This window comes from Prosthecobacter sp., from assembly GCF_029946185.1.
Taxonomy (GTDB): Bacteria; Verrucomicrobiota; Verrucomicrobiia; order Verrucomicrobiales; family Verrucomicrobiaceae; genus Prosthecobacter.
The window spans coordinates 1-20,734 of record NZ_JAQSEA010000230.1 but is presented as its reverse complement, the minus strand read 5'-3'; the positions used below and the strand labels follow the sequence as shown (position 1 = coordinate 20,734).

Here is a 20,734-nt window from a genome sequence, read left to right as displayed (position 1 = left end):
TCTAATCACCACATTCAGTCGCTCTGTTCATGCGTAAGCCCTGGGGTTAAGGTTGAAGAACCGATCTTTTATGTTGCGACTTCGAGCCACCTTTAAGTCGTAAGTCATTGTCCACACGGAATACCAAGCGGGCCGTCAAAGGCTTATCCGCTCTCTCTTTATGATGCGCTCCAAGTTTCTCCATTTCATGACGGCATTGGCTGCTCTGCCGTTGTCGGCTTGTCGTCTTCTTCTCCCCCCGGCGACGCGACCTCTGAGGAAGCTCCAATTTGAACCTCAAGGGAGCAAGGCCATGGAACTGGTGCTGCTCTTGCCGGGACGATTGAGTCCGCCTGAGGAATTTGTTCAATTCGGCATTGTGGACCTTATCCAGAAGGAGCGCCCCCTGGCTCGAATTGTGGCTCCAGATCTGCATATGGGCTATTACATGAGGGGTTTGGCGGATACCTGCCTGCATGAGGAAATCATTGGCCCGGCTAAAAAACAGGGGCTGAGGGTGACGATCATCGGTGTCTCTATGGGTGGCCTCGGGGCACTCACATACTCCCTCCGTTTCCCTGGGGAGGTGGATGAAATGCTTCTCCTATCACCCTTTGTTGGAGACAAGGAGCTTTTGGCTGAGATCGAGCAAGCAGGCGGGTTGGAAAAATGGGATAGCCCAGTGGGAACTCCACGCAGCAAGGCCGAGGCGCTTCAGAAAATGTGGATCGAGATGAAGCGCCAGTGGCTTTCTCGTTCTGGCCCGCCTTTTCCCATCGCGCTCGCGGTGGGGAAAAGCGACAGACTATTGGCCAGCAATCGACTCTTTGCGCGCTCCATCTTGAAGCCAGATCAACTGATCGAGATCGAGGGCGGGCACGATTGGGCTTGCTGGAAACAAGGAGCAGCGCTCCTGCTCTCGAACTCGAAGGGCTGAATCACTTCTGACAAGCAATTGCTTTTGAGCCGTGCGAGGACAAATCCGCAGGCGTGACCGCCCGTGAACATTCCCCGCACTCGGTGCTTGCTTCACCCTTCTCCAACGTGGAGGACGGTTGCTGGCCCACCGAACCCGCATTGACCACCTGCTTGTGGTTGGGCGGAAGGTTTCCAGACTGGTGATGTCTGAAGCGCGATCACCCCCCCTTTAAGAACATCATTGGCTGGGGGGGAGTGGCCTATCAAGCAGGGTGGTGGTGGAGCGAATGAACTCGCGGTCGTTTCGTTTCACGGGCAGTGTTCAACCATGTTTGCACCAGGGCTGGTACATTTGTGGGGGCATCCCGAAAAATCACACGATGATTCGCGATCCCCGAGGCGGATTCTTTGAAATCGGCCACACCGCATGCGCAAGCTGGGATCGATCACGGTTGTCGCAGATCAAGACACACCACATCCCCTAAGTTGCTGCGGCACAGCAGGCGGTGCCGGGAGAGCACGGGCAGCACCCAGCATTTATTTTCGAGCACCGGTGCCCGCGCCAGCACCTTGATGCCGGTGTCCGAGGGTTGGCAGAGTTGCAGTTCGCCGGTGGTGCTAAGCACGATGAGATGGCCGTCGCTGAAGATGGCGGTGCCCTTGGCCACCTCAGCGGATTGCCACAAAGCCTTCCCGGTGGTCAGGTCGAGACAGCGCAGGTCATTCACACCGCGCTTGGAATCGTTGAAGACCATCAGTGCTTTGGTACCCCACGGCACGCCGGAATTGTACAGCATGCCGAGGTCACGCACGTTCCATGCTGCATTCAGCGTGCTTCCGTCAAAGTTCAATCCCGTGGAGCCATCGTTGCCGGTGTGCGAGATGAAGATCGTGCCACTGGCGGTGACAACGGGGGTGGCGCAGTTGCAGAAGTCGTTGGTCGTTGTCGCATAGCTGGCGATGGCGCTGCCCTTCTGAAGATCGAGCACCGCGAGTTCCCGGCCCTTGAACATCACCAGCCTGTCCTGACCTCTCAGCGACGCCACCACCGGTGTGGAGTAGCCCGCTTCGCCCACACCTTGAGCCCAGATCGTATCGCCAGTGGCCGCGTTCAGGCAGACAGTCGATCCAACGTTTCCGCCGACATCGAGAATAAGCTTTCCCTGCCAGAGCAATGGACTACCTGCGTAGCCATAGACAGGTCGCTGGCCGTGGAAATCGCGCAAAAGGTTTTTCTGCCACACGATCTTGCCCGTGAGTGCGTCCAGGCAGAAGACATCCCCTTCGCGGCTGACGGTGAAGACTCTGCCGTCGCCAACACAGGGCGTGGTGCTCGGACCACCGGGTACGATGGGCATTTGATGAGCCGCACTCTTGCAGGGGTAGTCATGCCGCCAGAGCGGCTTTCCGCTCACCAGATCGAGGCAGAAAAGGGTGTCTTGATTCTCGCCATCATTGCCCATTGTGAAGACACGCTCGTCAACCACGGCAAACGATGCCATGCCCACGCCCACCTTCACCCGCCAGGCCACTAGCGGGCCCTCTTTCGGCCACTCTTTGCGCCAGCCTGTTTCAGACGTTGTGTTGTTGCGCGCCGGACCATGAAACTGTGGCCAGTCCACACCCTTCGTGGTTTCACCGGCCAGGGCGTGTCCGCGTACCAGCACGATCAGGATCAAGACGGAGGCGAATGCTTGGAGCGGGCGTTTCATGCAGATTCAGGGAGCGTTCTTGGGTTGTTCCAGCGTCACGATTTCCACGTCATCCATCGGCTTGCCGCCGGACGTGCCGCCCAGCGCCATCAGGTGTGTGTCATCCAGCACTATGAGTTGATGAAAGTAGCGCGACTTGGCGAGTTTGCCGCACTCAATCCACTGCTTCGCATCCGCGCCGATGCGATAGATCTTCCCGCCTTCGGGACTCACATACAAGCTGTCACCCACCACACAGGCCGCGCAGCCAAAGGCCTTCGCTCGTTCTGTCTCACCCACGGGTGGTGCACTGCTCCACTGCTTCGTCAACGGATCATAGATATCCACGACCGACGACAGCTCGTTGTCCTCCGTCATCCCGCCGACGCACCAGATCTTTCCGGCAAACGTCACCGCTGCCAGCGCTCGTCGCTTCCATGGCTGCGGTAGTGTCTGCCATCCGCTCTCCGGTTTTGAGATATCCAACACCGCCATCGTGTCATGCCACTTCTTCGCGGGTGGTCCGTCCGACTTCGGCTCTGCTTTCGGTGCACCCACGCTCAACGGCCAGCCACCCACCATGTACAGTTGATCGCCGATCACCGCCAGCGCATGACTCGACCTCGGTTCCGGCAGTGACGGCAGCTTGGTCCAAGTCTTAGTCGTTGGTCTAAAGAGCGCCGCATGATCCAGCGACATCAGCTTCTGATCCGCTCCCGGTTCGTTCTGCGGCTGCATTCCGCCCGCGAGAATCACTTGATCATGCCACGCCGTAATCCCTGGGCTCTGCACCGGCACACCGCCGGGCAACACCTCCCATGCATCCTGCCTCGTCAGCGAAAGCCGCCACAGCGCCCCGCTCACAGACGCCGTCGAATACTCATGTGCCTTTCCCGTGTGCCCGCCATAGACATAGACAAATCCCTCGCACGCCACCGCTCCAAAACTCGTCACCGCCTTCGGCAGCGGCGGTGGTGCGGCCGGGAGCAGCATGGACGATGTCAGGGACAGGGTCAGCAGAAGGCTACGAGTCATATGCGGAGAGAGTGAGAGGATGACGTTGACCGCTAGAGATGGGTTGGCTCGAAAAAGAACAAAGCGGGTATTTGATCAGCTGGCAAGGAAAGAAGCCGAAGTCAGAACCGATGAAGCGCTCAATCACTTGCTCGAGCCTTTTCCCATTGGAGCGCCTCCAAGTTTTAGCATGAAGCCCGGAAAGCGTGGTATGCAATATAAGCAAGCAGAGGCATCCGGAATCTCCGGCAGCAAGTTTTCGGTTTTCTGGCCTTCTGCACATGCTTGGCGCGGACCAAGGCAGGGCTCAACACCGAGCTGCATGCAGCCGTGGATGGGCGCAGTCAGCCACGGCCGAATCGTCCCACATTTTCTCGCCACCCGCCCCGTCCTCCAAGCGTGTTCGTTGCGACCCGAGGCCAACCCGACCCGGCACCCGAAAAAGCAATTTCCTAGCTGACAGATGGCCTTCAACGAAAAGACGGACTTCACGACCATCAGCATCCGCAACAACACCATTCAGACGCTGCTGAAGCAGCTTCGGACGGAGGTGAAATAGCTCCGCGCTTCACTTCACCAGACTAAGCTTCCACGGGTAGCGGCGTTCGGCGTTCCATTCGCCGACGTAGATGTCGCCGGCGCTGTCCACGTAGAGATCGTGACAATGTTTAAAGACGGATTCGGTTTGGTGCATCGGCTGGAGCTTGCCGTCGGTGTAGATGGGTTGGCTGCCACCGGGGGCGCTGAGGACGCGTTTGGTTTTGCGGTCGAGCACGAGGACGAAGCCAGACTGGTTGAGCTTCTTGCCAGTGCCGTTCTCTTTGCTCCAGCAGACGGCAGTGTAGATCTTGTCATCGCGAAAGACGAGCTGACCGGCGAAGGCACCCGGCAGGTCAATGGTGTCCACATAGGTGCCGTCGAGCGTGAAAGCCTTGATCTGGCTCTGGCTGCGTGATGGCACCCACACGAGCGGACCGCGCGGATCGGTCGCATCGATGGAGATACCGTGCGCGTTGCTGAGATTCGCGGCGTCCTTCGTGGGTCCACCCCATTTCTTGATGAGCTTTCCCTCCAGCGTGAACTCATAGATGAAGTTCGATCCGTAACCGTCCGCGATCAGCAGCGTGCCACTGGGCGTGTAAGCCGCGTCACAAGGCATGAATTTTCCTTCGTTGATGCCGAGTTCCTGCGGTGTGGGAAACTTCCGCACCACGTCGCCCGCTGTGGTTAACAGCGTGACGCGTCCTTGACCGGCCTTCGGATTCCATCCCTCCGCAGCAAAGTGCCAGCCGCAGTCGATGTGCAGCAGGTATTCCACTCCGTCCTTTTCGAAAATCTCCAGTCCATGTCCACCTCCGAGCCCCTTGCTGATCGACCGCACGTACCGACCGTCCTTCTCGAACACGATGAAGTCATTTTGCGGATGATCGGTGACGAGGTAGATGCGCCCGTCGCGCCCCTCAGCCAGCGCATGCGAATTGATCACCGGAGCGACCGAGGGATCTGCCTTGGCCCATTTCATGTCCACGCGATAGCGGGCCGGACCGTGACCGATGGCCAAGCCATCGAGAGAGGCGGGAGTTTCCTGAGACGTCGCATGGGCAGCGAGAAGGACGAAACTGGCGGAGAGGAGTCGGAGCACGTGGGTGGACATGATTTCAATTCATACGGACCTGCCGCCGCTCTGCAATCAGCCTATGCGACAGTCCGCCGCCATAGGGCCGAATTCGCCCTGAAGGCCAGTGCGTGAAATCAAAGCCCACCCGATGTCACTTTCCTGTCCTTACACCCAGGGGACAGCCCCCCTCCCCCGTACCCGAGCCACGTCCCGGGACAACACTACCCGCCACCCTCAAAAACAATTTCCTAGAAGCTGGAGTCATCCGCTGAGCCAAGGCGAAGGCTTTTACACCGTGGCGAAGTTCATAGAAGGCAGCGCCATGAATGAGGCTCTTTGACATTGGAAGCACTAGGCCGCCATCCGCGATGCGAACTACGCCCCAGCCCTCTATAACCGCCTCGGCTATCTGGACATCACCGCCATCACCAAGCCGGCCGCCGCTGACATCGAGATCGCCCAGGGACGGAAGCCTGGCACACTCAAAGACAGCGGCAAAGGTGCCAGGGGCGAGAAAGGCTTTCGCACGTTAGTGGATGGCACCGGGCACGAGCCTCGACCGACAAAAGCGCTTCCCTTGCCCCTTCAATGATGCCTATTCTCCGCCGAACACTCATCCAGCCCCATGACTGCCACCACCTCAGACTCCGCCCCGACCTGCAACCAAGAATGGGAAAAGCACGGCTTGTTCTTCGAGTATGGCAGCGCGGCGAATCCGCGCATGCCCAAGATCGGCATTGATGTGTTTCCGCCCTCGATGCATCACCTCGCCGAGAGCAAAATCATCCCGTTGGAGCTGTCCCAGAAGCTCCAAACCAGCCACCCTGCCACCGGGCCCAATCTTCTGGCCCATTTTGTCCACATCGCCGCAGGCGAGGAGCTGCCTACCTCCTGCCATGCCAGCAGTCAGGTTTTTTATGTCATTCGCGGCGCGGGTTTCAGCGTGATCGATGGCAAGAAGCTGAGCTGGAAAACGGGCGATTTCTTTGCGCTGCCAGTCACCGGCGAGATCCGGCATCGCGCGAGTGAGGACAGCGCCTTCTATTGGGTGAACGACCAGCCGCTGATGGATTTCCTCGGTGCCAAGCCCTCCAGCCCGAGGTTCCGGCCGCTCTATTTCTCCCGTGAGCTGCTCACGAGCGAGCTGGAAAAGGTGCGAAAGGAAAACATGGGCAAGGACAAGAACCGCAACGGCATCCTGCTGGCGAATCCTGACTGCCCGCAGACGATGACGCTCACGCACTCGATGTGGTCGCTCTACAATCTGCTGCCAGCGAAGAGCAAACAGAAGGCCCACCGGCACAACTCCATCGCCCTCGATTTCGCCGTGAAGGCCACGGAAGGCGTTTACACCATGATCGGCCGCGATCTCGATACCGATGGCAACATCATTAACCCCGTCCGAGCCAACTGGGTGGCCGGTGGAGCCTTTGTGACGCCCCCCGGCTGGTGGCACTCCCATCACAACGAAAGCGACGAGGACGCCATCGTCCTGCCGGTGCAAGATGCGGGTTTGCACACCTACATGCAGACGCTCGACATCCAGTTTGCGCATGGGTATTGAGCAGGGCGTTGCGAAGGCAATGTCTGCCTCAAGCCGCAGCGGTCATGCCGTGCGCGGCCATTTCCGCAGCCATGTCGGGAGAGGCACAAAGGAGGCCTCGCGGCTGGGGCGGATGTGGGACTTGTCAGCCCCCGCCACCCCATGCCCGTGCCACGTCCATGGCCAACACTACACGCCACCCTCAAAAGCAATCTTCCCGCCGATCAACTCGGCTGAAACCCAATCAGCCTAGGGCTCTTCCCCTTCTCACCCGACTGCTCGGCCTTCGCCTTTATCACCTTGGCAATCTCCCGCTCCATCATCTCCTGCGTCACCAGCCAATTCGTCGGATCCGCATTCGCGCTCCCCGCATGGATCGCGTTGATGCACCTGTTCAAGATATTGCCTTGCTGGCATAGCTAAAAACATGCACCGACGACGTGCGCTTCCACCAACTTCATCCCGGCATTGCAATCAACGCCGGGATGAAGGGATGCGGAGGCAGTTCGGCGAGATTGCCATCCTTGGGCGACTCCGTGAATGCGTTAAACAGGCTCCAGACATTGCGACCTTCGAAGCTGTCATGTCGTGGATCGCGCCATTCATGCAGCACGGCGGGGATGAGCCGGTTGGAGCAGACACCCACATCACGGGCGAGTTTGAGAAACAATTCTTGCACCACCTCCTGTGCCAGCGATTCATCCTTCGTAACCGACCATACAAAGTGATACGCACTGACGGCGTAATTGGCATGGAGTCGGGTGAGAGTGGTTTCAGTGGGCGGCATCCGTGATCAGTTTGCCAAACGACGCACGGGATGGGTGTTTTTATTTATCAACAGCAGCTTCCCGCCCCCAACGATGATCTCTCCGATAACCCGGGAGAAGCATCCATTGGTGGTTCATCGGTCCAGTAACTTCTCTCCGTTGGTGTATTTCGCCACCGCATCAGGGTCGAGTTCAAGACCGAGGCCGGGAGTGGTCGGAATGGCGAGCATGCCATCGGCGTCGAGCTGCCAGCCGCCGAGGGTAATTTCGTCAATAAATGGCGAGCCGGTGAGGTATTCGACGAGATCGGTGCCGGGAAAGGCCGAGGCGAGGTGCAGATCGGCCGCGAGTCCCACGGCCGTGTTCCACCCGTGCGGAATGAACTGCACGCCGTGCTCCTGCGCCATCCACGCGATGCGTCGTTCTTCGCTGATGCCGCCGACCTTCGTCACGTCTGGCTGGATGATGTCGAAGGCGCGCGCTTCGAGGAAAGGTTGAAATGCCTGACGCCGCGTGAGCACCTCCCCGCCGCTGATTGGCACCGGCGAATGCTCGCGCAACTTCACGAAGTCTTCGAGTGAGTCTGGCGCGAGCGCTTCTTCAAACCAATGCACGTCGTAATCGGCCAGCATCTTGGCGGTGTTCAGCGCCCACTTGTAGCCATTCGTCCAATGCGCATCGCTACCCCCTGCATCGACCATCAATCGCGCTTCCGGTCCCACTGCTTCACGTGCGGCTTTGACGATCGCTTCATCAGTGGCGGCATTCCGACGACCAAACGGTCCCCAACCGATTTTGAAGGCGCGGAATCCCTGCGCTTTAACCTGAAGCAAATGATCACGCAGCTTCGCCGGCTCATCCATCAGCAAGGAAGCATAAGGCTGCACGCGCTCGCGATAACGACCACCCAGCAGGCGACCGACCGGCTGCCCGGTGGCTTTGCCAAGCAGGTCCCAGAGCGCAATGTCAATGCCGCTGATGGTGTGCGTGATGGAGCCACCACGTCCAAGCCAGAACATATTTTGATGCAGCTTCTCGCTCACGCGCTCGGGTTCGAGCGCATTCTCGCCTCGATACAGCGGTTCCAGCACCGCGAGCGAGGCCCGCACGAGCGCATCATGGGTGAACACGCTGCCGAGTCCCACCGCGCCTTCATCGGTGTGAACTGCGATGAGTGTGTGAACACAGTCTTCAGGCCGTAGCTCGTTGCTCCAGCCGCCTTCGGGGGTGGCACCGCGCAAACCTGCGCAGCGGATTTCACGAATTTTCATGGGTGTCGTTGGAAAAGTTTGGCATGCGGTTGGAACGGAACTTCCGCATCCAGCGGAAAAATCGGACGCGGACAGCAGGTATGTCCGAGATAAGGCAGGTTGGCACTGGATGAGCCCGGCGCATCCACATGCACCAAACGTGAACACCAATCGGCATACATGTGGTGCTGGCAGTGGGGTGACTTCACCACCACCGCATCGAAGCGCTTTGGGTTTTGACCATGCGCATGGAAGAATGAGCGGTCATAGAGATTCACGGCACGACTGCTGACCACCAGCGTGAAGTTGCATGCCTCCAGCACTGCCGTCGGCCCGGCGAACCATGCTTCGCCGAAAGACTCACTGCGGAAATGCCCATCCGCGAGCAGTCGCACCCTGGCGGTTATCGACAACGGTGTGAAGCGCTTTGGATCAAGCGTGCCGCCGATGGCCGTCGTGATGGTTGCGCCAATGCCAGCAGCAAACGCCTGCTGCACCGCCGGTTCATCGACGATGGGGAGCAATGCGCGGCCTGCGTAACCAGCCGCCATAAGTGCGAGCAAGATCGCATTGCTGTCGCCTGAGGCCCCGGAACTGGTGGCATCCGCCGCATCGACGAGGGCGATGGTTCCCCCGCTTGGCTCCATGGCACTGCGTGCCATTTCATCCAGGCTCACCAATGGCACGTGCATCTTTTCGTGATGCTCCCAGAACAGGTGCGCGATGCGCAGTGCTTCGCGTTCTGCCAGCGCTGGATCGTTATCGGTCACGACGAAGCTGTACGTCTGCAATGCAGGCACATCGGTAAATGGATTGCCCCACATGATCGCTGCCGAGAGACCTGCAACACTCTGTTCGATGGCCTTGGCTGCATTGACAGCGTGACGAATCAACCCTGTGGCGGTGATGAGTTCATCACCGCGAACGAGCGCCGGAATCGCCACCTTGGCCGTCACCGGCTTCACCTCGCCCGAGACGATGCGCAGCAGCAGCCGTGCGGCGCGCTGGCCTGTCTCAAAAAAATCGACGTGCGGATAGGTGTGATAAGCCACGATGGCATCGCTTTGCTCGACCATGCGATCAGTGAGGATGCCATGCAGATCGAGCGATACGACGATGGGAATGTGCTCGCCGAGAAGCTTCCGCGTTTCCGCGATCAACCAGCCTTCGGGATCGAGCTCGGTCTCGCTAGCCATCGCTCCGTGCATGCAGAAGTACACACCATCCACAGGAGGCGCGAAGCGGATGGCGTCGATAAATTCACTCGCAATTTTTTCCCAAGCATGCTTGGCCAAAGTGCCACCTGAGGTGATGAAGAACGCGCTGTAAGCCGGAACTACTTCGACGTCCGGCACGTCATCAAACACACTCAGCGCCCCACCAATCTCATTCCGCACCGTGCGGTGGTAGTGCAGCAGTTCTTCGCCGCGCCGGATGCCGAAGTCAGCGTATCCACTCAGGTGCGGATTGAAGGTGGCAACCTCCTGTTTGCATTCGGCGATGAGGATTCGTGGCATGGGTGCGATATTCTACGGTGCAACGACGCCAGCCTTCCGCCATGACTCATCAAAATAACCGGCACGGATCACATTCTCTTCCGCTCCGACCTGCATCACCGCCCAGTCGCCAAGCCGTGGGAACAGCAGATAATTAAACGCGGAGAACGCCTTCTCGTGGAAGGTGTGGCCGCTGTTGATGACGAGGTAGCGGTCCTGCGCCAGCGGGCTGGCGCAGATGAAAACGGGCGCGTGATCCCTGGCTGGCTGCGTGACCTCGCCGAGACGAACTTCGTCGTGGGTCCACGTCACGGGCAAATTCGGCAGCGCTTTGGCGATCCACGAGTTGCTGCCAGGATCGCCGAAGAGGATGAGGTGTTTGTCGCGCACGTCAGCCGCTGTGACTTCGGTGTCGTTCTTCACCGGCAGGTCGCCGCGCATGTAGCGCGACCATTCGTATTGGAAGCGCTTTAGGTTTTCGTTCGCCCATGCATGCACTGCCGCATTCCAAGGCTTGCCAGTGCCACGCACGCAGAGAAAAGTCGTGGCGAAGGCGTCGTCGATGGGGCCTTGCAGGCCCGGGCGTTTGCCAGTGAGTTTGATTTGCTGGCGCGGGCCGTCGCAGTGCCAGGAATTGCCGGTTTTGGTGAAAACGAGCCTATCATCAACCTGGTGCGGAGGCAGGGGGATCTCGACTCCCGCGATGCGCATCTGGGACAGTGGACGATGGATCGCAAAACGCGTGATGTTGTCTGCTTCGCTGACTTCAAGGCCTTCGCCGACCCTGCTGGCTCGAAACTCGGCGCGTTCGTAATGCCTGCCGAGGCTGAGCAGCTCCAGCCAGTCACAACGGTTGTATTTGAGCGTCCAGGTGACGAAGCGGAGCTGCTGCGAATCGTGATTGAGTCCCCTATCGGCATACTCACCGATGCGGCGCATCTGCTCGGCATGCGTCTTCGGATCAATGACATGACCGGTGCCAGGCGAGATGAGATTCACCATGGGCAAACCTTCTTTCTGGAAGGCTTCGCCCATGATGACGTGAGCTTGGAAGAACACATCCTTGTCACCAATGGCCGCAATGGCAGGCACGACTCCGGCGTTGGCGGCGTAGTCCACTGAGTCGAGCATGTGCAGACCGATCTCCTGATACGCTGGCAGCGGCCCGACCTTGATGAAGCCAGGAATCGGGGTCTCGGAGAAACGATGCGTGTCCACATAGCCGCAGTAGGGCCCGATGGCGACGAAGCGATCGGGATGCTTCAAACCCAGATGCCAGGTGCCCGATGCGCCCATCGACATACCACGCAGCACCATGCGGTCACGGTCGATCTTGTAGTTCCGGCAAACGGCCTCAATGGCCTCGAATACATCCGTTTCACCCGCCCAGCGATAGCAGTTTTCCACGCGGCCCAGCGGATGCAGCTCGATGTAATCGACATCGGGTACAGACTTCGCCTCGCCATCGCCTTCATCAAATCGCGTGATGAATTTCAGCTCGCTCATGCCCACGGGTTTTGAGCTGCCATGCAACACCACATCAAGGCGCATCGGTTTCGTGCCGTCATAACTCTTCGGGATGATCACGCCATAGGGCTGCACGGAACCATCCACGGCGGAGAAGAAACCTCGCAGTATTTTTCCCTTCTTCGTGGTCCAGGTCGGCGTGATGGCAGCAATGGCCACCGCACGCTCCTTCGCACGGACTCCTACATGCTTAAGCAATCGCATGTCGCCCTCTGTGAGTACTGAATCATACTTCAAAGCCCAGTCGATGGCTTTGCCAAAGACCTGTGCATCTGCCAGCAGATCCGTATTCGTTGACTTGGACTCCAGCGTGACACGCAGCGCGTCACGCTCGCTCCTTGTCCGGCATCCCGCCTCGTGCAGCATGAACTCCATCGCTACGACGGTGTCCTCGTAGGTCGTGGCATGTCCACCCGCTTCGCGGTGGATGCTCAGCACCTTGCCTTTCGCCTGCTTGAGCTTCTCCACGAGCCTCAAGACACTCTGCGGCGGCACGGTCTCGTCTTTGCCACCCGTCGTGAAGGCCACCGGCATCTTGAACTTCTCGGGCTGGAACTCCGCGCTGCGCTTCCTGTATTCCTCCGGCACTGCTGTTTTCGAGCCGCCAAAGGAGACTGTGCGCGCCTCTTGAAACTTCTCATACTCGACCAGATTGGCCATTCCATTGAGGCTGCACACGCCCGCCACGAGGTCAGGATGCAACGCGGTGAAAGTGAGCACCGCTGTTCCCCCCATCGAGCCTCCGGCGACAAACACCCGCCCCACGTGGTGGCGCTGCTTGAGTTCCGCGATGATCTGCACCAAATCCGCCTCCGCCTTTGGTCCCATCCACGAAGTCTTTGCCCGGTAGTCTGGCGCGACGACAATCATGCCGAACTTTTCCGCCACATCGCGCAACCCTTGGCATTCGCCACGCGCATCTTTGATAAACTGCCAGCGATCTGACCCGTGCCCATGGAACGCCAGCACGATATCGTGTGGCACCTGCGGATCATAGCTCGCCGGCATGAGTTCCACATAGCGCTGCTCGCTGCCGTCGATGCCTGCCTTGAAGGCAAGGTCCTGAGGCTCGGCGGCAAATGCGTTGCCTAGAAACAGGGCAAGAATGGAAATGTAGGTTCTCATCTCGTGATTTTTTCGTGATCGCTCGGAAACAGCACCCTAATGCCGATGATCAAAGCGATGGCCACCGCGAGATAAGCCAGCGCGGTGAAGGAGAGCAGGCGGTCGATGCCGAGGGTTTGCTTCCACATGCCGCCAAAGAGCGTGGCAAAACCGGACATGATGGCACCGAAGAAGTTTAGCACACCAACGGCAGTTGCCCGTGCGTTTGCGGACACCACATCGAATGCCGCAGGAAAAATATTGGCAATGAAGAGGCCGCTGAACAGGCCGAAGCCAGTGGCGGCGATGCGAGTCACGAGGAGCGTGTCGCTGTTGCCGAGGGCATGAATGCAAGGTGCGGACAGCGCGAGGCTGCACACCATGAGCCACAAGCGCGCGGATGGGATGCGCTGATAAAGCGAATCTGCGAACATGCCCCCACCAAGCACACCAGCCAAGGTGGCAGTTTGCAGGAAGACGGTGGCGTTGAACGCGGCGTCAGCTTGATTGAGATCAAACTTATCATGCAGAAATGCCGGCAGCCAGCCATAGAGCAGCCAGATGCCAAACACGAACACCGGGAACACGAAGCAGAGCAGCACAAAGGTGCGCGAACGAATGAGTGCTGTGAAGCTGCTGCCTCCCGCGCTCGCGGCTTTGTCAGGCTGCGGTTCGCCAACCTGCCGCAGGAAAGCAAAGTAAGGAATCGCATAGAGCACGCCTACCGCCCCGAGCGCGAAGAAGGCCCAGCGCCACTGACCGCGATCCGCCATGAAGCCGCCAAACCAACTGCCTGCCACGGTGCCCGCAATCTGGCCGGTCATGAGCATCGACACCGCCCGAGAACGTCGTGCCGCCGGATACGCACTGGCCGTGAGCGCGACCGCGCTGGACATGTAGAGCGACTCGGACACGCCCATCGCCGCACGCATCACGAGCAGCAGCATACCTGAGGCAACGAAGCCGGTGCCAATGGTCACGAAGCTCCACACGATCAAACTCAGCACGACGAGCAGGCGTTTCGAAAAGCGGTCGCCAAGATAACCGGAGATCGGACAGCCGATGGCATACACCCAGAGAAACACCGCACCGACGAGCCCAAGTTCCTGATCCGTCATGCTCAGATCGAGCTTCAACGACGGAAACATCGAGAAGATCGCCTGCCGGTCACAGTAGTTCAGAAAATACGCGAACCACATGAAGGCCACGAGCGCACCGGCTGATCGCGTTCGGCTCATGCGCGTAGAACTTCACGTTCACTGACCTGCCGTGCGACCACCGCCACACAGTCCCCCTGCTGCGTGAGGCAGGGGGCTCGCATCGTGATCAAGTAACCAGCACTCTGTGCAATGATGGGTTCCGGCGCTCGATCTGCACGCTCCAGGTGATGGATGCAGCCCACGGTTTGCCCGCTTTTCACTCTTTCACCCAGATCGACGGTGATTTCAAAGATGCCCGACTCCGGCGCGAGAATGTAATCTTCGCGCCGCGTAGCCTGGGTGATGATCGCAGGCTTTTCACGCGGCTTTTCGCGGCCTTTGAGCGCCCCGACGTGGAGGAGTACATTGCGCAGCCCACTCTGGGCGATGCGATGCACGCTGGCAGGAATGCACTCGCCGCCGCCGAGTTCGGTGGTGACGACGAGCTTGCCCTGATTCTCCGCCTCGACCGGCAGCAGGCCGGTGCCGGCGATGTCCGCGTAGATGAAGCAGAACTCCGTACCCCAGGCGAGCATGGCGGCAAACATCCTGGCCCGTTGCTCGCGATCCGGCACGAGATGCATGTGCGCGCAGGGCACGAACTCCATGCTGCGCCCGCCGCTATGACTGTCGATGACGACATCGCTGATAGGAAACAACACCGTGCGCAAATAGTACGCGATCTGACTCGTCACCGGGCCTTCGGCATCGCCGGGGAAAGCGCGGTTCATGTTCATGCCATCGAGCGGCGAGAGTCGCGTGGCAGCACGTGCTGCGGGAAAGTTGAGCGACGGAATGAGGATGATGCGGCCTGTCACCTTCTCGGGTGTCAGTTCACGGGCGAGCTTCATCGCGGCGATCTGTCCCTGATACTCATCCCCATGATTGCCACCGAGCACGAGCACCGTCGGCCCCTTGCCGCGCGCCACGACCGTGATGGGGATCATCACATTCGCCCAGCCCCCGAGATTGTGGGAATACGGCACCTGCAGGAAGCCCTGCTGCTTGCCCGGTTTGTCGAAATCGAGAGAGGTAATGATCATGAGATGCAGATGGGGATTACGCGATGACGGGGTGGATCACATCACCGGCCACGTCCGTTAGCCGGAAGTCGCGTCCGGCGTAGCGATAGGTGAGGCGTTCGTGATCGAAGCCCAGCAAGTGCAGCATTGTCGCGTGAAGATCATGCGTATGCACGGCGTCGGTGGCAGTGAGGATGCCGTGCTCGTCGGATTGGCCATGAACGAGGCCGCCCTTCACACCGCCACCAGCCATCCATGAGGAGAAGCACAGATTGTGATGTTCGCGGCCTTTGTGGTTGGCTTGGGAATGAAACGGCGTGCGGCCAAACTCGGTGGTCCACACGACGAGTGTACGGTCTAACATGCCGCGTTGTTTGAGATCGGCGAGCAGGCCGGCGATGGGTTGATCGATGTTCTTAGCGAGTCGTGCATGGTCGGCCATGTCACCGTGTGAATCCCAGTTCGCACTGGAGCCAACGTCGATGAGTTCGAGGAAGCGCACGCCGCGTTCCGCTAGACGGCGGGCGACCAAGCACTGCCAGCCAAAGCCCGAGGTATCACCACGTTTCAATCCATAGAGTTGCAGCGTGGCATCGCTCTCACGCGAGAGATCGAAGGCATCGGGTGCTTCGCGTTGCATGCCGAAGGCGGTCTCGAATGAGCGGATGCGCGCATCGAGCGCAGCATCGGCAGCGCGGTGTTCGAGATGAGTGTGGTTCAATTTGCTGCGCAAGGCGAGTTCCATCACTTGCAGGTCAGGCGTGAGCGAAGCGGAGGTGAGATTGGGCAGCGGCACCTTGCCAGGGATGATGCGCGTGCCCTGATGACAGGCGGGCAAAAAGTCACTGCCCCAAGTCTGCGCACCGGCATACGGTGCCTGGGGTGCGAGCACCATGAACGACGGCAAGTTCTGATTCACCGTGCCCAGGCCATAGCTGAGCCACGATCCCACACTCGGCCGCGAGGCTTGGGCGGAGCCCGTGTGAGCGGCCAGTGTGGCTTTGTCATGGCCGTCGCTGTCGCAATGCATGGCATTGAGCACGCAGATGTCGTCAATGACGGCGCCGATGTGGGGGAACAAATCGCTGACCCAGGTGCCGCTCTGACCGTATTGCTTGAAGTCCCAGTGCGGCTTGATGAGGAAGCGCTCGAACGCGCCGGGCTTGTTCAACCAACGCGATGCGGTGATGGACTTGCCGTGATCGCGAATGAGCTGCGGCTTGTGATCGAAGCTGTCCACATGCGAGGTGCCACCCGTGGAATAGAGGAAGATCACGCGATCAGCCTTCGGTGCAAAGTGCGGACGATGCTGCGCGAGCGGATCATCTGCGCCTTGCAGTTCGTTCCACATTCCAGCCAGAGCCACTGCACCAAAGCCGCCAGACGCGCGGCTGAGAAAGCCACGGCGGGATGAAGATGTGAGGGTATTCATGGCGGCAGATCAGTCGAGATAGAGGAAGGCATTGCTGGTGAGCAACACACGCGCGAGACTCGTCCATGCGGCGGTTCCATCACGGGTGAGCTTGCTGCGACTGGCGAGGATGAATGCCATGGCATCAGCCATTTCGGAGTCGGTAGGCACACGTCCCTGTGACATCTCGAAGGCAAGTCGCACATGCTTCACATCGTCCCCTGGCAAGGCCAGCAGTCGGCGTGCGAAGGCTTCGGACTGCTCGCGAACGAAGGGTGAGTTCATCAAGAAGAGGGATTGCGTCGGCGTCGTGCTCGACATGCGCTGCTGCGCGCTGAGGTTGGGGTCAGCGGCGTCGAACAACGAAAGGAACGGGTGCCGGCTGTTGCGCTGGATCATGAGATACACGCTGCGGTGATCACTATCATAAACGGCCTGGAAGGGCTTGTGAATCGTGTACGCCCACTTCTTCACCTCAGGAAACGGATGGGGACCAGGCACACTACGATCGAGACGACCACTCACGGCGAGCATCGCGTCGCGTATGCTCTCCGCATCGAGCGCCTGTCGCTCGTAACGCCACAGCCAGCGATTGCCAGGGTCAAGCTTTAGGTTCTCCGCGTCATCATCACTCGCGAGCTGATAAGTCCGCGAGCGCATGATGAGTCGATGTAGCGCCTTCATGGACCAATTGCTGGCGATGAACTCCGACGTTAGCCAGTCGATCAGGTCAGGGTGACTCGGTGCATCACCACGCAGTCCAAAGTCGCTCGGCGTGGTGACGAGGCCGCGCCCGAAGTGCCACTGCCAGACACGATTGACGAACACGCGCGCCGTCAGCGGATTGGCCGGGCTGGCGATCCAGTTTGCCAACTCCAAGCGACCACTTCCTGCGGTGGGGTCAGGAAGGGTGCCACCACCGAGAATCGACAATGTGCGACGCGGCGCTTCAGCACCCGGCTTGTCGGGTTCGCCACGGAACTGGATGCGCGCATTGATCGGCTTTCCCTCGCTGACTCCATACGCGACCGGATAAACATCCTTTGTCGCTTCGTCCTCACGCGATGAGATTGCCGCAGCAATGTCGGCATCGAGTTTCTTTAGGCGTTCGATGAGTTCGGCGGATGGCTTGGTCGCGGTGACCGGTGCGCTGCCGGGTTCGCCAAAGGCTGCTTCTTGCAGGCCGATGTTATCAAGGTCGCGTGTTGGCGCAGCGCCGCTCACATGACCGATGCCGTCGCAAATGAAGGTGTCGGCGATGCCATCCCAGTTCGCGCCCAGTGGCTTGTCTTGGAACGCCGTCAGATCACCGACCGTACCCACGATACCTGAATAAGTCTTGCGTGCAGGGTCAATGGTGATCCGCAGCGTGAACCATGTGCCTGGATTGAGCTTGCGAAGAACCTCCCATTTGCCGCCATTGCGAAGGGCGATCTCGTTCGCTGTCACGCTGATATCGAGCGCTGTTGACTGCACGACACCATGTCCCAGAAAAAAACGATAGGCAGCTGTTTTCTCCGTCGCAGCCTCCGTGCGGAAGTCGATGCTGAAGTGCATCAGCTTGCCAGGCGTGGCGCGCAGGCCGTTGGTGAAGACATAGCGCACGCCATCGTTGGGCTTGCCGCTGCCCACGCGCACACCTTGTTTACCCTGCGGATGGATGTGTGTGAAGGCACTTTGCGCATCGGCGGTGACAGTGGTGGGACCCGCCGCAAACCAGGGCTTAGTCAGCGGTTTGCCAATGGTTTGCTCTTCGAAGCCGAGGTCAATACCGCCCGCCGAGCCTTTGCCATCAAGCATACTGCGCTGCTGCTTCATGCGTGCCACGTTCGCATCCAGGCGAGCGAGCACCGCAGTCTTGTTTGCATCAAGACGAGCCGCCTCAGCAGGTGGAACCAGTGCAGGAAATTGCGAGGGTCGCTTCTGTTCCTCACCACCGGGGAAGGCCCACGTTGTGCTCTGGAAGATGCCGTAGAGGCCGTAATACTCAGCCGTCGTGACAGGATCGAACTTATGATCATGGCAGCGTGCGCAGCCCAGCGAGAGGCCGAGCAACGAGCGGCCCACCGAGTCAATCGCATCCGCGAAATCAAGATACTGGTAGTCCGGCGAAGGCTTGTAACCATAGCGCTTGCCGACCGCGAGAAAGCCCGTGGCCGTGACGCGATGGGCAAACTCAGCAGGCGGTCCCTGCGCCGCGAGGATGTCGCCCGCAATCTGCTCACGCAGGAAGTGATCATACGGTTGGTCCGCGTTGAAGGCCTTGATCACCCAGTCGCGATACTTGATCGCTTCGCGCACTGGATAGTCCGCGCCGTCCCCGGCTGTGTCTGCATAGCGAGCGACGTCCAGCCAGTGCCGACCCCAGCGTTCGCCATAGGCCGTGCTCGCCATCAGTCGCTCGATCAAATGATCAAAGGCATCGGGCGAAGTGTCGCTCAAGAATTCCTGCATCTGCTCCAGCGTCGGCGGCAGGCCGGTCAAATCGAACGTCGCACGGCGCATCAATGTCCTACGGTCGGCTTTTCCATTGGGTCGCAGAGCTTGCTGCTTCAACCCGGAAAATACGAAGCGATCCAGTGGCTGCTGACTCCAGGTGTTCCCCTCAGTGCTCGGTGGCACAACACGCCTCACTGGTTGGAAAGACCAATGCTTTTTTGCTAATTCCATGTCCACGCCCGACGATGTCGTCGTCGTCGCCACGCGCGGGTCAGGCGCACCCATCTTCACCCACTGCTCAAGCAACGCGATGTCTTTTGCCGCGAGCGGACGCTTCGGCGGCATCTGCAAATCCTTGTCCACGCGACGAACCGCTTTGATCAGTGTGCTGCCCTCCGCATCACCCGGCACGATCACCGCGCCATGTCCACCACCCTTTTGCCAGCCTGCCTTGGAATCCAGCCTCAGCTCGCTCTCCTGCTTCTTCTCACCATGACACTTCTGACAATGCTCGATGAACAGCGGTCGGATGTTTGCTTCAAAAAACGACACACCATCCGTCTCGGCGGCTAGCGCCGTTGAGCAAACAAGCAACGCAGCGCAACACGTCGCAACGCGAGCAAGAAGGTGAGTTTTGCGTTTCATCATCGCTCAATACTACTGCGGGTTTAAGCAGGTAACCATTCACGCCAAGTTGCCATCTCCAGCCGCATGGCATTCTCAGCCTTACGCTCGTTCCCGCTGCGTAGGTCGGCCAGCAAACGCCGATGACCGGGAACGGTGAGTTCGATCGAGGACAGCTTCATTTTTGACTGTGCGCGATGTGCCCGCGCCAGCCACACTTCAATTTGTGACCGGATGGTTTCCCAGCACACCGCCAGTGGTCGATGCCGCGCCGCCTGGATGATGCGGTCATGGAAGGCCACGTCCAGGAGGCTTAGTTCTGTGAGATCTTTGGTAGCAGCCTGCTGGCAGATCATGGCTTCCAGATCCTGCACATCATCCTGCGTCAGCCGCTTCGCGACCACTCGGGCAGCCATCACTTCCAATGAATAACGCATCGAAAACACCTCTTCAAAATCGTCCTCGGTAAACGCTCGCACGCGGCTCCGGCCTCGAGCATCGAACTCCACCAAGCCCTCCTGCTCCAGCTCAATGAGCGCCTCCCTAACCGGCACTCGGCTGACGCCGAGTTTGGCCGCAAGTTGGTCCTCGGTCAGCGCATCTTCAGCCGCAAGCTCCCCTTCAATAATGGCTCGTCTAATTCTTGTGACGGCATCTCCCGCAAGGCTACGGCGCGCAAGTGGAGAAAGGTGAAGTTTGGAAGGTAAGGGTTTCGTTTTGTGGTTCATCAGGGTACGCGCACTGTATACAATAAACGAACCCTGGGAGATCACTTCTTACAAAACCATTGATTTTGCCGGCAAGGTCGCGATTCCAGCCGCAACCTTTTGCTCTATCACGTCAGCTCACTCTAGATCATGTCATCCGCAGTCGTTGCTTCGTCAGCCGGAGGCTCTCCGACACGCCGCAGCAACATAAAAGGGTATCGCATAGAGCACGCCCAATGCCGCACGTACCACATTGCTCCGGTGGGAGCGAGATTGGATGATTGCCCATTAGGCATAGCTAAAGAAAAGGAACCCAGATTGGCTGAATCCCTTTCCCCTCGTTCACCACTGGATCACAGGCGGTGATCCAGGTGTCCCGGGCCATTGCCCTCGGGATCGGCGAGCACCGTGATCGTGGCGGCATG

At 59.3% G+C, this 20,734-nt stretch carries 14 protein-coding genes; 2 read left to right on the top strand and 12 right to left on the bottom strand.

The annotated features are described in order from the left end of the window. Window positions 1-160: 160 nt before the first annotated feature. A complete protein-coding gene (locus PSV43_RS19160) occupies window positions 161-916 on the top strand; it encodes an alpha/beta hydrolase-fold protein (RefSeq protein WP_300201213.1) in 756 nt (251 codons plus the stop codon). A 427-nt stretch (window positions 917-1,343) separates the two neighbouring features. Here the strand turns inward: PSV43_RS19160 and PSV43_RS19155 are convergent, their stop codons facing one another. The 3 genes from PSV43_RS19155 to PSV43_RS19145 all read right to left on the bottom strand — a co-directional run bounded on the left by PSV43_RS19155 (window position 1,344) and on the right by PSV43_RS19145 (window position 5,256). Further along, complete coding sequence (locus tag PSV43_RS19155; protein WP_300201210.1) at window positions 1,344-2,609, bottom strand: PQQ-binding-like beta-propeller repeat protein; 1,266 nt, start codon at window positions 2,607-2,609, stop codon at window positions 1,344-1,346. Between the two features lie 6 nt (window positions 2,610-2,615). Next, window positions 2,616-3,623: a kelch repeat-containing protein gene (locus PSV43_RS19150; protein WP_300201207.1), complete on the bottom strand. Its 1,008-nt coding sequence runs from the start codon at window positions 3,621-3,623 to the stop codon at window positions 2,616-2,618. Between the two features lie 547 nt (window positions 3,624-4,170). Continuing rightward, on the bottom strand, window positions 4,171-5,256 hold the full coding sequence (locus PSV43_RS19145; protein WP_300201204.1) for a hypothetical protein: 1,086 nt from the start codon (window positions 5,254-5,256) through the stop codon (window positions 4,171-4,173). A 589-nt stretch (window positions 5,257-5,845) separates the two neighbouring features. Between PSV43_RS19145 and PSV43_RS19140 the strand changes: the two genes are divergently transcribed. After that, window positions 5,846-6,784 carry a cupin domain-containing protein gene (locus PSV43_RS19140; RefSeq protein ID WP_300201201.1) on the top strand — a complete coding sequence of 313 codons (939 nt, stop codon included), beginning with the start codon at window positions 5,846-5,848 and terminating at the stop codon, window positions 6,782-6,784. A gap of 436 nt (window positions 6,785-7,220) precedes the next feature. On the opposite strand, the gene PSV43_RS19135 is transcribed toward PSV43_RS19140, so the two are convergent. The 9 genes from PSV43_RS19135 to PSV43_RS19095 form a co-directional block, all read right to left on the bottom strand. Beyond that, entirely contained in the window at window positions 7,221-7,550 is a 330-nt protein-coding gene (locus PSV43_RS19135) for a hypothetical protein (protein WP_300201199.1), read from the bottom strand. Between the two features lie 114 nt (window positions 7,551-7,664). Continuing rightward, window positions 7,665-8,801, bottom strand: a complete 1,137-nt coding sequence (locus tag PSV43_RS19130) for a mandelate racemase/muconate lactonizing enzyme family protein (RefSeq protein ID WP_300201197.1) — start codon at window positions 8,799-8,801, stop codon at window positions 7,665-7,667. Then, window positions 8,798-10,297 carry a M81 family metallopeptidase gene (locus PSV43_RS19125; protein WP_300201194.1) on the bottom strand — a complete coding sequence of 500 codons (1,500 nt, stop codon included), beginning with the start codon at window positions 10,295-10,297 and terminating at the stop codon, window positions 8,798-8,800. The genes PSV43_RS19130 and PSV43_RS19125 overlap by 4 nt, the downstream gene beginning before the upstream one ends. A gap of 12 nt (window positions 10,298-10,309) precedes the next feature. Beyond that, a complete protein-coding gene (locus tag PSV43_RS19120; protein ID WP_300201191.1) occupies window positions 10,310-12,928 on the bottom strand; it encodes an alpha/beta fold hydrolase in 2,619 nt (872 codons plus the stop codon). After that, window positions 12,925-14,145, bottom strand: a complete 1,221-nt coding sequence (locus PSV43_RS19115) for an MFS transporter (protein WP_300201188.1) — start codon at window positions 14,143-14,145, stop codon at window positions 12,925-12,927. The genes PSV43_RS19120 and PSV43_RS19115 overlap by 4 nt, the downstream gene beginning before the upstream one ends. Further along, window positions 14,142-15,149 (bottom strand): succinylglutamate desuccinylase/aspartoacylase family protein, encoded by a 1,008-nt coding sequence (locus PSV43_RS19110; RefSeq protein ID WP_300201185.1) that lies wholly within the window; start codon window positions 15,147-15,149, stop codon window positions 14,142-14,144. Before PSV43_RS19110 ends, PSV43_RS19115 begins: the two co-directional genes overlap by 4 nt. 16 nt (window positions 15,150-15,165) lie before the next feature. Continuing rightward, window positions 15,166-16,560 (bottom strand): DUF1501 domain-containing protein, encoded by a 1,395-nt coding sequence (locus PSV43_RS19105; protein ID WP_300201182.1) that lies wholly within the window; start codon window positions 16,558-16,560, stop codon window positions 15,166-15,168. A 9-nt stretch (window positions 16,561-16,569) separates the two neighbouring features. Next, a complete protein-coding gene (locus PSV43_RS19100) occupies window positions 16,570-19,530 on the bottom strand; it encodes a PSD1 and planctomycete cytochrome C domain-containing protein (RefSeq protein ID WP_300201179.1) in 2,961 nt (986 codons plus the stop codon). A gap of 116 nt (window positions 19,531-19,646) precedes the next feature. Then, entirely contained in the window at window positions 19,647-20,330 is a 684-nt protein-coding gene (locus PSV43_RS19095) for a GntR family transcriptional regulator (RefSeq protein WP_300201176.1), read from the bottom strand. Window positions 20,331-20,734 lie beyond the last annotated feature (404 nt).